Source organism: Actinoplanes sp. L3-i22, from assembly GCF_019704555.1.
Taxonomy (GTDB): Bacteria; Actinomycetota; Actinomycetes; order Mycobacteriales; family Micromonosporaceae; genus Actinoplanes.
Window position 1 is genome coordinate 4118243 of sequence record NZ_AP024745.1, and the last position, 13446, is coordinate 4131688.

Below are 13446 nucleotides of genomic sequence, written 5' to 3' on the forward strand. Positions count from 1 at the left end.
TTTCATAAGCACGCCGATGACAGCCGTTGAACAGCCACTTTCGGAGCATGGGCAGGTCCCGTCCCTGCGCAAGCTTTCGGTGGTGCCGCTGTGCCCCGTCTTTTGGCGACCCTGCTCATAACCGCGCTGATCGTGCTGACCGGTGCCGAGCCGGCCTCGGCGATCGCCTACGGCGAGAACGTCAGCGACGGCGCCTACGCGTTCTCGGCCCGGCTGACCATGACCGGCATCCCGACCGACGACCACGGCAGCCGCGACAGCTGGTGCTCGGGTGCGCTGATCGCCCCCACGTGGGTGATCACCGCCGGGCACTGTTTCCGGGACGCCGGTGGCAAGCGGGTGAGCCGCACCGTCGCGGTGCGCACGACCGTGACCGTCGGGCGGACGGTGCTCGGGAAATCCGGCGGCCACGAGGTCGGCGTCGTCGCGGTCCGCCAATCGGAGAGCGCCGACGTCGCGCTGGTAAAACTTTCCGCCGCCATCACCGACATCGAGCCGCTCCGGGTCGGCGACACGCCGCCGGCGCCGGGGGAGAAGGTCCGGCTGACCGGGTACGGCCTGGCGGACACCGGATCCACCACCCCTGATCGTCTGCAGACCGGGCGGTTCGCCGTCGACCGGGTCGGCGACGCCGTCCTGGAGATCTCCGGCCGGGCGCCGCAGCGAGCCACCAGCGCCTGCCCGCACGACTCCGGTGGCCCGTACTTCCGGGAGAACCCGCCGGTGCTGGTGGCCGTGGTGAGCAGCGGTCCCACCTGCCCGCACGAGGGGCCGGATCTGAGCGCGCGGACCGACAACCTGGCCGGCTGGATCACCGGGACGACCACCGCCGAACCGGGTTTCTTCGACAACATGGTGGTCCGCCTCGCCGGCGTCGCGCTGCTGATCGTCATCGCAGCCGTGCTGCTTGTCCGGTCACGGCGGGCGGGCGTGCGTGACGGGCGACGGCGGCACCGCGCTCCGGCCGGAGTCTGATCCATCGGCAGCGGGCCTGCGGTCGTGCCGTCATAGAGATGCGCGGCATCTCGCTACGCGCCGTGCTGCTGGTCGAACGCCCGGTCGCACGGCGCGCCCGTCGGGCCGCGGCCGAGCTGGGCCGCGACCCGTGCCCGGCGTCAACCCTCGTCGGTGCCGAAGATGTCGAGCTCCAGCGCGTCCGCGTGCAACGCCACCTGGTAACAATGTGCGGCCAGCTGCTGACTGGTGGCACCGGCCAGCGGCGTGAACGACTGGGTGACAATTTTCGGCACGCCGGTCTCCCCGGTGACCAGGGCGACCCGGCCGTACCCGGGCCGCGCGATGCCGGCCAGCAACTTCTCCGGGGTGATCAGCGCGGATGTCGGCCCGACCTCGGCCTCCATCCCGCACAGCGCGACCCCCTCGCTGAACGGGTCGGCGCCGTCGACGGTGAACACCCGCACCACGTGACTGCGCCCGCCGGGCAGCGGGACGGTGACGGCGTAGTGGTGATCATCCTTTGCGAACGCGGCGCCGAGGTGTGCCGCGAAAGTTTCCACCGGCCGCTTGAGCCGCCGGATCCGCCCACCCGTCACGGCGGCCGGCGCGAGGCCCCGCACGGTCGGCGGCGGTGGGATCGGCGTGTCGGTCAGCAGCCAGCGCTCGATCAGGTCGTCCAGGCCGACGTCGGGCCGCTCGCCGTCCTCGAGGAAGTCGACGGCCCGCTCCAGCGTGACCGGCCGTCCCCAGCCCGCCACCAGGGGATGTCCGCCGAGAGCCGCCCGCCAGGCCGGCGCCCAGGCACCGGTGTAACAGGCGCCGAGCACCGCCAGGCGCAGGCCGGGCGTCACGGTCGCCGGGTCCAGGTCGGCCGGCGAGACCAGATCGCCGTCGCAGCACTGGAGCCGGCCGTCCTCGGCGCCGTGCGAGCTCCAGTAGAAGCCCGCGGTGCCCTCGGCGGCCACCGCTTCCAGCAGGTCCTGCCGGGTGGCCTGCCGGTCGACGACGACCGTGTAACCGGCGCCGCGCAGCACCGCGACGTCGTCGTCGATGTGCGCGAGCTCCTGGGCCAGCATCGACCGGTCCTTCTCGCTGGCGGTCTTGTAGCCGAAGAGGAAGTGAAAGAACTTTCCTTCACCCGGGCCCGTGCCGGTCGGCTCGTGCACCTCCCGCGCGCCCGGGTCGTCGCCGCGCCCGTCCGCGGACCAGTGCTTCGGGCCGGGCGTGGCGTTCGCCCAGTCCGCGGGGAGGAACACCGCTTCGGTCATCAGTACGCGTCCTTGGCGGTGTGCTCGTCCTCGAAACGGTCCGCGATCAGCGCGATCGCCTGCAGCGGCAGCGCGAATTCCTGCTGGTCCAGAGTGGCGATCGCCGCACGATGGATCAGCGAATAGTCCCCGTCCTTGTCGAGGGCGAGCGCACCGATGTTGAGCGAGTCGTTCTTGCGCAACGCCACCCGAGGGCTCATCTCGCTCTCGGCACAGAGATAACTGCGAAATTCAACCCATTCTTGCTCGTACGCCTCGTAGCGGCTGACCACGATGCGCTGCGTGCGGCCCTCGGCGTTCAGCGACCACAGCACGCTGAACCAGTCGTCCTCCATCTTGTCCACCTGGTACTGCGTGCGCGCGTGCTCACGAAGCTCGTGCCAACTCGGCATGGGCGGTTCCGTTCTGCTGTCGGTGCGGTGTCCTCATTCATGACGGTCACGGGGTCCCCGGGGTTCGATCCGATGCGGGACCTCTGACGTCGTACCGGAGAATAGGTTTTGTGGATAAACGCTGGATCGTCGGGAGGATGCGGGGCGGCGTCGATGCGCTCAAGCACCTCGGCGGCGGTCTGGGCACCTCGTTGCTGGCGCTCGCGACGCTGATCGGGCTGGTCCCGGTGGCGCTCGGCTGCCTGCTCGGACTGGGGCGGCTGCTGGTGCCGCGCGCGCTGCCGGCGGTGCGCTTCGTGGCTGATCGGGAACGGACACGACTGACCCGCTGGGGACCGGCGATCATCGGGGCGCCGCCACTGCCGGCGACCGCCCGTGAGGCGTTGCGCGACAGCACTGTGCGGCGCGAGGTCGCGTGGCTGGCCGTCCACGGCACGCTGGGGTTTCTGCTCGGCGTGGCGGGGATCTCGCTGCCGGTCTACGTGATCGAGGACGTGACGTTTCCGTTGTGGTACCGGGCGATCGATGCGTCGGTGGGCGGGCCCGGGATGATCTGGTGGCGGATCGGCGGGCTTGCCGACGCGCTCGGGGTGCTGCTGGTCGGCGTGGTGTGCGCGGTGCTCGCCGTGACGCTGGGGCCGAGCCTCGCGCGGCTGCAGGCGGCACCGGGCCGGCGACTGCTCCCGCCGACCGGGGACGTCGACCTGGCGCTGCGGGTCGCCGAGCTCACTGCCACCCGCGCCGGGGCCCTCGACGCGCACGCCGCCGAGCTGCGCCGCATCGAGCGGTCCCTGCACGACGGTACGCAGAATCGCCTGGTCGCGCTGAATGTGCTGGTCGGCGCGGCCCGCCGGGCGCTGGACCGCAACCCGGACGCGGCCGCGGACATTCTCGACCGGGCGCAGGACGCCGCCGAGCTCGCGCTGTCCGAACTGCGGGCGGTGGTGCGGGCGATCCTGCCGCCGGTGCTCGACGACCGGGGCCTGGCCGGCGCGCTCGACGGCCTCGCCGGGACGTGCGCGGTGCCGTGCCGGCTCGAGGTCGACGTGCCCGGCCGATGTGCGGTTTCGGTCGAGGCGACGGCGTACTTCGTGGTTGCCGAGGCGCTGACCAACGTGGTCAAACACAGCGGCGCGGCGGAAGTTTCCGTCACCGTGCGGCGCGACGGCGATCGGCTGCGCGTGCGGATCGTCGACGACGGGCGCGGCGGCGCGGCCGAGGCCGACGGCACCGGGCTCGCCGGGATCCGGCGGCGCGTCGAGGCCTACGATGGCGACTTCCGGCTGATCAGCCCGGCGGGCGGGCCGACGACGATGGACGTGGAGCTGCCGTGCGGATCGTGATCGCCGAGGACGACGCCCTGCTGCGCGAGGGTTTGGCGCTGCTGCTGCGGGCCGAGGGCCTCACGGTCGTCGCGACCGCGGAGAACCCGGGTGCGTTTCTTTCCGCCATCGACGAGCATCGCCCGGATGTCGCCATCGTCGACGTGCGGATGCCGCCGACCCATACCGACGAGGGGATCGTCGCGGCGGTCGAGGCCCGCCGCCGGCTTCCGGAGCTGGCGGTGCTGGTGCTTTCCGCGTACGTCGAGCCGGCGTTCGCCACGGATCTGCTGGCGCAGGGCTCGGCGAAGGTCGGCTACCTGCTGAAGGAACGGGTCGGGCGGGTCGGGGAGTTCCTGGACGCGCTGCACCGGGTGGTGTCCGGTGGGACGGCGGTCGATCCGGAGGTGATCGGGCAGTTGCTGGCGCGGTCCCGGCCGGACGGATCGCTGGCGCGGCTCAGTCCGCGGGAGCGGGACGTGCTCGCGTTGATGGCCGAAGGGCTGGGGAATACTGCGATCGCGGAGAAGCTCGTGATTACCGAGGGTGCGGTTCACAAACACATTCGCAGTATTTTCTCGAAGTTGGGGCTGGCTCCGGACGATCGCGCTGATCGGCGGGTGACCGCGGTTCTGCGGTTTTTGGACGCTGCACGCTGAATGGGGGGCGCGGTTTCCGGCGGTGCGCTGATTCTCCGGATGTGGCCTGCCGGCCGTGTTCACTCGGTCTGCTGAACGCTGCTGCTGGACGTGCTCGTTCCGGTCTGCTGAACGCTGCCGCTTCGTTCGGTTTTTTCGAACGCTGCCGCCGCGCTCGGTTTTCTGAACGCTGCCGGCCTCTCTCTGGGCGGCGTTTCCTCTCGGGTGCGGTACAGCCTGCTGTACCTGGGTTGGGCAGGTGGCTTCATTTTCCCCGGCGGTCGAAACCAGAAGACTTCTCAGTGCGCGCAAATGACCACAGCTTGCACATGGAGAGGCAACGGCATGTCCGCGGTTCGCGTTCAGGGGCTCACTCGTATCTATCCGTCCGACGGTGAACCGGTGACGGCGCTCGCCGGTGTCGACGCGGCATTCGAGCGCGGGACGTTCACCGCGGTGATGGGGCCGTCCGGGTCCGGCAAGAGCACGTTGTTGCAGGCCGCGGCCGGGCTCGACCGGCCCTCGTCGGGCAGCGTGTGGATCGGGGGCACCGAGCTGTCGAAACTTTCCGAGACGAAGCTGACCGAGCTTCGGCGGGGGCGGATCGGGTTCATCTTTCAGGCGTTCAACCTGATCGGGGCGCTCACTGTTGAAGAAAATATTCTTCTGCCGCTCAAGCTTTCCGGCACGCGGCCCGATCGTGCCTGGATCAGCCAGGTCGTCGACCGGGTCGGTCTCGGGGCGCGTCTCAAGCACCGGCCGTCGGCGCTTTCCGGCGGTCAGCAGCAGCGGGTGGCGATTGCTCGGGCGCTTGCCTCGCAGCCGGAGGTAATTTTCTGCGACGAGCCGACCGGGGCGCTCGACACCAACACGGCCGCGGAGGTCCTGGATCTCTTGCGCGGGGTCGTCGACGAGCACGGCCAGACCGTCATCATGGTCACCCACGATCCGGTGGCCGCGTCCTATGCCGACCGGGTGATCGTGCTCGCCGACGGCCGGATCGTCCATGACATGCCGCAGCCGGGAGCCGAGCGCATCGCGGAACATCTGGCCGCCCTGGGTCGTCGCCCCACCGGCCGGTCCGCGAGCCGAGGTCAGGGCGTGGCCAGTTCGGCAACGAGCTGGGCTGACACGACTGACGGCGTTGCGAGCCACGGCCCGCTGAACGAGGGAGTCGTCCGATGACCTCGCTGGCCGCCCGCATGCTCCGGCACCGCCCCGGGGCCTCGTTCGCCACGCTGCTGGCCCTGGCGCTCGGCGCCCTGATCCTCACGGCGATGGGCATCCTGGTCGAATCCGGTCTGGTGTATCACCCCGCGCCGGGCCGCTATGCCGCCGCTGACCTGGTCGTCGCTCGCCCGGACACCACGTTCGTGACCAAGGACTTCACCGGCGAGGTCATCCGGAGCACGGTCGCCCTTCCCGAGGGCGGCACCGTCTCCGCCGATCTGGCCGCGAAGATCCGGGGCTTGCCCGGTGTTGCCGCCGTCGCGACGGACGAGAACATCGCCGTGGCTGTGACCGGCGAGAACGTCCCGGCCGGGCCGCAGCTGAGTGGCCGGGGCTGGTCGAGCGCCGTGCTGACGCCGTATCACCTGACCGCGGGCAAGGCTCCGGCCGCCGACGACCAGGTCGTGCTCGACGAGTCGGTGGCTGGCGGGGCCAAGCCGGGCGACACGGTGCGGCTGCTCGTCGGTGGCGCGCTCCGCCCGTACCAGATCAGCGGTCTTGCGAAGGGAAGCGCAACGGCGGCAATTTTCTTCACCGATGCCCACGCCGCGGCCCGTGCCCCGCATCCCGGCGCGGTGAGCGCCGTCGGCGTCCTGGCGGCGCCGGGCACCGACCTGGCCCAGCTTCAGACCCGGATCGCCGAGCTCGCCGGCGGGGCGAAAGTTTTCACCCATGCCGACAGCGGTCTGGCGGAAGGTTCCGCCGACAAGGGCGCCGCCACCCTGTTGATCCAGGTGGGGGCATCTTTCGGCGGCTACGTCGTGCTGTTGATTGTCTTCGTCGTTGCCGCCACCATCGGCCTCTCGGTGCGGCACCGCCGCCGCGACCTCGCTCTGATCCGTGCCGTGGCCGCCACCCCGGGCCAGGTCCGCCGCATGATCATGGCCGAATCGGGCCTGCTCGGCCTGGTCGCCGCGGCGATCGGCGTGCCGTCCGGCCTGGCCGCCGCCCACTGGCTGACCGCCGAACTCACCCACCGCGGCTTCCTGCCGGAGGGCTTCCCGATGGCGCCCGGCGCGCTCGCCGGCCCGGCTGCCGCAGGAATTGTCCTGCTGTCCGCGGTACTCGCCGGTCTCGTTGCCGCCCGGCGCGTCACCGGCATCAAACCCGCCGAGGCGCTCGGTGAGGCCGCCGCCGAACCCACCACCGCAGGAAAGTTCCGCCGCATCAGTGGCCTGATCGCGCTGGCCTCGGCGTTCGCGTCGGCCTTCGCCGCGGTCGCGGCCAGCGGGCAGACCGCGCTCGGCGCGGCACTCGGCATGCTCTACCTGTTCGTCCTCGCGGTCGCCCTGCTGGCGCCGTGGATCAACAACGCGGCGGCTCGTCTGCTCGCGCCGGCGCTGCGCACGATCTTCGGCACCAGCGGCTACCTCGCCGCCGCCAACCTGCGCGCCAATGCCCGCGGCACCGCGACCGTGCTGACCTCGCTGGTGCTCGCGGTCGGTTTCGGCGGTTCGGTGTGGTTCCTGCAGAACAACCTGGAGCGCCAGGCGGTCGCCCAGAGCCGCGCCGGCCTGACGGCCGAGCGGGCGCTGGTCGCTCCGGCGGGCCTGTCCAAGTCCGCGGTGGCCGAGGTCAGAGCGATTTCCGGGGTACGGGCGGTGACGCCCGTGCGGCACACCACGGTGGTGGCAGCGCTGATGGGTGACGGCGAGTCGATCGGCGCCCGCGCCGTCGACCCGGCCAGCCTGACCGACACTATCGACCTCGGCGTGCGCGACGGCAGCCTGGCCGATCTGACCGACGGCACGGTCGCCGTCTCCGGCACGCAGGCGTCCACGTTCAGCTGGAAACTCGGCGCGACCGTGGACCTGCGCCTCGGCGACGGCACCGCGGTGAAACCCAAGGTCGTTGCCATCTACCAGCGCGGACTCGGTTTCGGCGACATTATCCTTCCGCTGTCGACGGTCGCCGGGCACACCACGACGAACCTCGACGACGAGCTGCTGATCAGTGCCCCGGCCTCGGCCGATGCCGCACTGCGCGGCGTCGCGGCCGCGCACCCGGGCAGCGCCCTGGTCGACACCGCCACGCTGACCGGCGGCCTCGCGAAGGATCTCGCGCTCAGTGCCTGGCTGAACCGTCTGCTGATCGCCGTGATGGTCGGCTACACCGTGGTCGCGGCCGCCAACACGATGGTGATGGCCGCGCTTGCCCGCCGTCGTGAGCTGGCCCTGCTGCGGCTGACCGGGGTGACCCGGCGGCAGGTCAGGCGGATGGTCAACGCGGAGCAACTCGGTCTGCTCGGCACCGCGGTGATCCTCGGCGGGGCGATCGCGGCGCTGACGTTGAGCAGTGTGGTCCGGGCGCTGACCGGCAGCCTGGTGCCCTACGTGCCGCCGCTGGGCGGGGCGATCGTCCTCGGGGGCACGGCGGTGCTGGCCCTGGCCACGACGGTGCTGCCGATCGCCCGGCTGCTGCGGGTGCCGCCGGTCGAGCACATCGGCATCAAGGAGTGATCCGCGAGTCGGTGCGCGCCTCTGCATCGGCGCGCATCGACTGCCGGCGGTGGGCTCGTCGGAAAGTTTCGTGTTTCGCCGCGGATGACCCACCGGCGGTCATGGCGAGCGCGTGGCAGTGTTGGGGAAATGATCAAAGATGTCGGTGCGGAGCTGACCGAGGCGGCGTTCATGTACGACTACGTGACCGGCACGCCGGAGCCCGCCCGCACACACCTCGGCGCGGCGTCAGCACGGATCGGTGGGGCTGTGGTGCTGGCCTTGCCGGGCAGCGCCTCGATGTACTGGAACAAGGCGCTCGGATTCGGTGTCGCCGAACCGTTCACCCTGGGCATGCTGGACGAGGTCGTCGATTTCTACCGTGCGCAGGGCGTCGAGCAGGCGGTGCTGCAGATCGTTCCGGAGGTGCTGCCGGAAGGTTTTACCGGGGCGGCTGCTCGGTTGGGTCTCGAGCGTGGCAATCCGTGGGTCAAGCTGAGCGGTGACCCCGACGAGATGGCTGCGGGGAAGACCGAACTTCGGGTCGGGCCGGTGGCCGCCGAGCAGGCTGGGGCATGGGCCGATCTGGTGTTGGAGACTTTCGGCATGCCGCGCGGGGATTTGACCGCGATGCTCGCCTCCACCGTGGGGCGTCCCGGTTGGCATCCGTTCGCCGCGTGGGACGGGGCCGAGATCGTGGCCGGTGGCAATGTGTATGTGAGTGGTGAGAACGCTGCGCTGAACGCCGCTGCCACTCGGCCTACGCACCGTGGTCGTGGGGCGCAGTCGGCTTTGATCGCGGCCCGGGCCGCTGCGGCTGCCGAGGCCGGGGCGCGGCGGGTGTACGCGGAGACCGGGAAGCCGGCCGTCGGCGCACACAATCCGTCGCTGGCCAACATGGTTCGTGCGGGCCTTACCCCTCGATACGAGCGTGACAACTGGGTGTGGCGGCCCTGATCGGTCGGTTGTCTCCCCGACGGGTCCGCCTGGCCTGTCGCCGGATCCGTCGGGCGCGCCACAGGAGGTGTCACTACTGACGGCCTGCGTGCAGGGAGGCACGATCCTACGAGAGTTCCCGGATCGAGATTTCGCGCATCTCCACCTTGCGGACCTTTCCGGTGATCGTCATCGGGAAGTCGTCGACGATGCGGACGTAGCGCGGAATCTTGTAGTGCGCGAGCTTGCCGGCGCAGAACGCGCGCAGGCTTTCCGCGTCCAGCGGGATCGTGGCCGGCTTCATCCGGATCCAGGCCATGACCTCCTCGCCGTACTTCTCGTCCGGTACGCCGATCACCTGGACGTCGAGCACGTCGCCGTGGGTGAGAAGGAATTCTTCGACCTCGCGTGGCGAGATGTTTTCGCCACCACGGATGACCAGGTCCTTGATCCGGCCGGTGATCTTCAGATACCCGTCGCTGTCCATCACCGCGAGGTCGCCGGTGTGCATCCATCCTTCGGCATCGACGGCTTCGGCGGTTTTTTCCGCCTGCTCCCAGTACCCGAGCATCACCGAGTACCCGCGGGTGCACAGTTCGCCGGTGGACCCGATCGGGGTGGTCGCGCCCTCGGCGTCGACAATTTTCACTTCCAGGTGCGGCCCGACCCGGCCGACCGTGGACACCCGCCGCTCCAGACTGTCGTCGGTGCGGGTCTGGCAGGAGACCGGCGACGTCTCGGTCATGCCGTAGCAGATCGACACCTCGGTCATCCCCATCCGATCGATGACCTGCTTCATCGTCTCCACCGGACACGGCGAGCCGGCCATGATCCCGGTGCGCAGCGAGGACAGGTCGAAGGAGGTGAACTGGGGATGGTTGAGCATGGCGATGAACATCGTCGGCACGCCGTACAGCGAGGTGCAACTTTCCTTCGCCACTGCCTGCAGCGTCAGCCCGGGGTCGAACCCGGGCGCCGGGATCACCATCGTGGCGCCGTGGCTGGTGGCCGCGAGATTGCCCAGCACCATGCCGAAGCAGTGGTAGAACGGCACGGGGATGCAGATCCGGTCCGCCTCGGTGTAGTCGATCAACTCACCGACGAAGTAGCCGTTGTTCAGGATGTTGCGGTGCGAGAGCGTCGCGCCCTTGGGGAAACCGGTGGTCCCGGACGTGTACTGGATGTTGATCGGATCCGCCGGCCGCAGCGTGGACTCGATCTCGTCGAGAACAGCCGGGTCGTCGGAGGTTTCCGTCAGCGAGTTCCAGGACGGCTCGCCGATCAGGACCACATCGCGCAGGTCCGGGCACTCCGGGCGAACCTCGGCGATCATTGCCGCGTAGTCCGAGGTCTTGAAGGAAGAAACCGCCACCAGGGTGCGCACGCCGGATTGCCGCAGCACATACCGCAACTCGTGGCTGCGATATGCCGGGTTGACCGTGACCAGGATCGCGCCGAGGCGGGCCGTCGCGTACTGCACCAGCACCCACTCCGCGCAGTTCGGCGCCCAGATTCCGACCCGGTCGCCCTTGGCGATGCCGAGTCGTCGCAGGCCCAGCGCCACCCGATCCACTGAGGCCTTGAGCTGCGAGTACGTCCAGCGTAGGCCGGAGGCGCAGTCGACCAGGGCTTCCCGATCCCCGTGCCGGGCGACGGTGGCCAGCAGGTCGGCGCTGATGGTGCTTTCCAACAACGGCGGCTTGCTCGGCCCGGCGCTGATGCTGAGTTCCACGGTGACCTCCCCAGGTTCCACGGTGACCTCCCCGTCATGCGTATATGACCCGGAGCGCATCTTCACCCGGATTGCCGACACTGCCAGGCCGATGTGGACCGGCGGTTGGATTTGGGAGGATCAATCCTCGTGACGTATCTCGTGCGCCGGATCGATCCTGAAGAGTGGCGTGAGCTGCGGGCGATCAGGCTCGAGGCGTTGCGCGACACGCCGACCGCGTTCAGCTCGTCATACGCCGAGGTCGCCGCGCGGTCCGACGCGTTCTGGCAGGAAATGGCGACCGTCGAGGCGACCTCAGACAGTTCCGCGACCTTTGTCGCGTGCGACGGCGGTGACGGCGGTAGCGGCCACGGTGAGAGTGGCGGTCGCGGCGGTGACGGCTGTAGCAGCCAGGGTGAGAGCGGTTGTCACAGTGGCGATTGCGGTGGCGGTTGCTGTGGGCGTGGCGGCTATGGCGGCGGTCGCGGGCACGGCGGCGATGGCGGTCACGGTCACGGAGGCGATGGCGGTCATGGTGGCGGCGATGGCGGTCGCGATGGCGGTCGTGGTGACGGCGATTGGGTGGGGGTGGCGAGTGCTGGGCCATTGGTGGAGGTTTTCGACCATGCGCACGTCCATGCGGTCTACGTCAGCCCGGCGCACCGTGGGTCGGGTGGGCCGGCCGTCCACCTGATGGAGGCGGCGATCCGTTTCGCGAAGGAAAATATCGACGTCTCGCGGCTGACGCTCGGTGTCCATGAGGACAACGGGCGAGCGCTCGCGTTCTACCGGCGAATCGGTTTCGAGATGACCAGCAAGGTGATCCCATACCGCCCGAACCCGTCGGAGCGTTGCTTGATCATGGAGTACGTCGGCCGGTCGCCGACCTGGTCGCGTCCAGAGCCGTCAGCAACGGCGGCACCCGCGCCGCCATCCACGGAAGGATCCGCTGGAGACCAGCGATGACCGGGGCTCCGCTGCCAGGGCCAGAACCTGAACCCGGCCGGCCCGAGGCGGCCGCTGAGCTGCTTGAAGGAGAACGGTCCCGGCCGCGTGGGGCGAGTCTTCGGGCGTAGGGCCGATTCCGGGCGTGGGGCGGGTCTTCGGGCGTAGGGCCGATTCCGGGCGTGGGGCGGGTCTTCGGGCGTAGGGCCGATTCCGGGCGTGGGGCGGGTCTCCGGGTGCGGGCCCGATCGCGGGCGTGGGGTGGCCTTCGGGTGCGGGTCCGATCGCGGGCGTTCGTGCGATTTCGAACAGGAACGGGCAGATTTCCCGGAATCGCGCCGCGCCGGTCCGGGGAGTCGTGCCGCTCCGGGCTGGCGAGCAGCAGTGCGCCGGCGGCGCTGAGCGCGACCAGCAGAGCGACTCCGGCCCGAAGCGCGGCCATTTGCAGAAAGGTACCCGCAGTCGAACTCCTCGGTTAATGCTCATATTTCGACTTGCGCATGGAAGGAAAGCATTGTCAGTTCGCTATTAGACGATAATTTTCGAATACGAATACCGTTTCACTCCTCAGCGACAGGAGCGAAATGATGAAGCACGCACAGCGCATGCTCTGGGCCGCGACCGCCCTTGCCGTCCTTGCCGGATGTAGCTCGACGGCGTCGGGCGGCGAGAAGACCACGACCGGAACGGCGAAACTTTCCGTCGTGGCGACCACCCCGGAAGTGGCCGATTTCGTCCGCAACATCGGCGGCTCCGACGTCGACGTAACGCAGATCATCAAGCCGAACGTCGACCCTCACGAGTACGAGCCGACCCCCGCCGACCTGCAGGCCATCGCGGTGGCGAAAGTTGTCGTCAAGAACGGGGTCGATCTGGAGAAGTGGCTCGACGGCACGATCGAGTCGGCCGGCTTCAAGGGCGCGGTCGTCGACTCCAGCCAGGGTGTCACCCTGCGCAAGGGTGCGGAGGAGGGCGAGGAGAGCGACCCGCACATCTGGCACGACCCCCGCAACGCCAAGATCATGGTGACCAACATCGAGAAGGGGCTGGCCGCCGCGGATCCGGCCCGGGCCAGCACGTTCGAGGCCAACCTCACCAGCTACGCCGCGTCGATCGACAAGCTCGACGCGGACAACGAGGCCGCGTTCGGCAAGCTGCCGCAGGCTGACCGCGAACTGGTCACCAACCATGACGCGTTCGGGTACTACGTCCAGCGCTACGGCCTGCAGTTCGTCGGCTCGGTGATCCCCAGTATGGACACCTCGGCGGAACTTTCCGCCAAGCAGCTCACCGACCTGGTGGCGAAGATCAAGGCGACCGGTACGAAGGCAATTTTCACCGAGAGCTCGCTGCCGCCGAAGACTGCCGAGGCCATCGCCCAGCAGGCCGGGGTCAAAGTCGTCGCCGGTGAGGACGCGCTGTTCGGCGACAGCCTCGGTGCGGCGGGCACGCCGGAGGGCACCTATCTCGGCGCCGAGCAGCACAACACCAAGGTCATCGTCGAAGCCCTGGCCGGCTGACATGGAGCACCGTTCGCCGGCCGTGCCGGACCGGCGGGTACCAGGCGTGCCGGATCAGCGGTCGCCGGCCCCGCCGGATCAGCGGGTGC

Annotated in this window: 11 protein-coding genes; 8 read left to right on the top strand and 3 right to left on the bottom strand. The window is 69.7% G+C overall.

What is annotated here, in order from left to right:
* The first annotated feature begins 90 nt into the window (after window positions 1-90).
* On the top strand, window positions 91-975 hold the full coding sequence (locus L3i22_RS18055) for a trypsin-like serine protease (protein ID WP_255658359.1): 885 nt from the start codon (window positions 91-93) through the stop codon (window positions 973-975).
* A 140-nt stretch (window positions 976-1115) separates the two neighbouring features.
* Here L3i22_RS18055 and L3i22_RS18060 read toward each other — a convergent pair whose 3' ends face one another.
* Window positions 1116-2225, bottom strand: a complete 1110-nt coding sequence (locus L3i22_RS18060) for a hypothetical protein (protein WP_221328124.1) — start codon at window positions 2223-2225, stop codon at window positions 1116-1118.
* On the bottom strand, window positions 2225-2617 hold the full coding sequence (locus tag L3i22_RS18065) for a YbjN domain-containing protein (protein WP_221328125.1): 393 nt from the start codon (window positions 2615-2617) through the stop codon (window positions 2225-2227). Before L3i22_RS18065 ends, L3i22_RS18060 begins: the two co-directional genes overlap by 1 nt.
* 110 nt (window positions 2618-2727) lie before the next feature.
* Between L3i22_RS18065 and L3i22_RS18070 the strand changes: the two genes are divergently transcribed.
* The 5 genes from L3i22_RS18070 to L3i22_RS18090 all read left to right on the top strand — a co-directional run bounded on the left by L3i22_RS18070 (window position 2728) and on the right by L3i22_RS18090 (window position 9202).
* Window positions 2728-3960 carry a sensor domain-containing protein gene (locus L3i22_RS18070; protein WP_255658361.1) on the top strand — a complete coding sequence of 411 codons (1233 nt, stop codon included), beginning with the start codon at window positions 2728-2730 and terminating at the stop codon, window positions 3958-3960.
* A complete protein-coding gene (locus L3i22_RS18075; RefSeq protein WP_221328126.1) occupies window positions 3948-4598 on the top strand; it encodes a response regulator transcription factor in 651 nt (216 codons plus the stop codon). Before L3i22_RS18070 ends, L3i22_RS18075 begins: the two co-directional genes overlap by 13 nt.
* A 324-nt stretch (window positions 4599-4922) precedes the next feature.
* A complete protein-coding gene (locus tag L3i22_RS18080) occupies window positions 4923-5762 on the top strand; it encodes an ABC transporter ATP-binding protein (RefSeq protein ID WP_221330029.1) in 840 nt (279 codons plus the stop codon).
* Window positions 5759-8266: an ABC transporter permease gene (locus L3i22_RS18085; protein ID WP_221328127.1), complete on the top strand. Its 2508-nt coding sequence runs from the start codon at window positions 5759-5761 to the stop codon at window positions 8264-8266. The genes L3i22_RS18080 and L3i22_RS18085 overlap by 4 nt, the downstream gene beginning before the upstream one ends.
* A gap of 129 nt (window positions 8267-8395) precedes the next feature.
* Window positions 8396-9202 carry a GNAT family N-acetyltransferase gene (locus tag L3i22_RS18090; protein ID WP_221328128.1) on the top strand — a complete coding sequence of 269 codons (807 nt, stop codon included), beginning with the start codon at window positions 8396-8398 and terminating at the stop codon, window positions 9200-9202.
* Between the two features lie 106 nt (window positions 9203-9308).
* Here the strand turns inward: L3i22_RS18090 and L3i22_RS18095 are convergent, their stop codons facing one another.
* Window positions 9309-10973, bottom strand: a complete 1665-nt coding sequence (locus tag L3i22_RS18095; RefSeq protein WP_221330030.1) for an AMP-binding protein — start codon at window positions 10971-10973, stop codon at window positions 9309-9311.
* A 69-nt stretch (window positions 10974-11042) separates the two neighbouring features.
* Here L3i22_RS18095 and L3i22_RS54355 point away from each other — a divergent pair, with 69 nt between their 5' ends.
* Window positions 11043-11858, top strand: a complete 816-nt coding sequence (locus tag L3i22_RS54355; RefSeq protein ID WP_221328129.1) for an N-acetyltransferase — start codon at window positions 11043-11045, stop codon at window positions 11856-11858.
* Window positions 11859-12541: 683 nt separating this feature from the next.
* Entirely contained in the window at window positions 12542-13357 is an 816-nt protein-coding gene (locus L3i22_RS18105; protein WP_255658363.1) for a metal ABC transporter substrate-binding protein, read from the top strand.
* Window positions 13358-13446 lie beyond the last annotated feature (89 nt).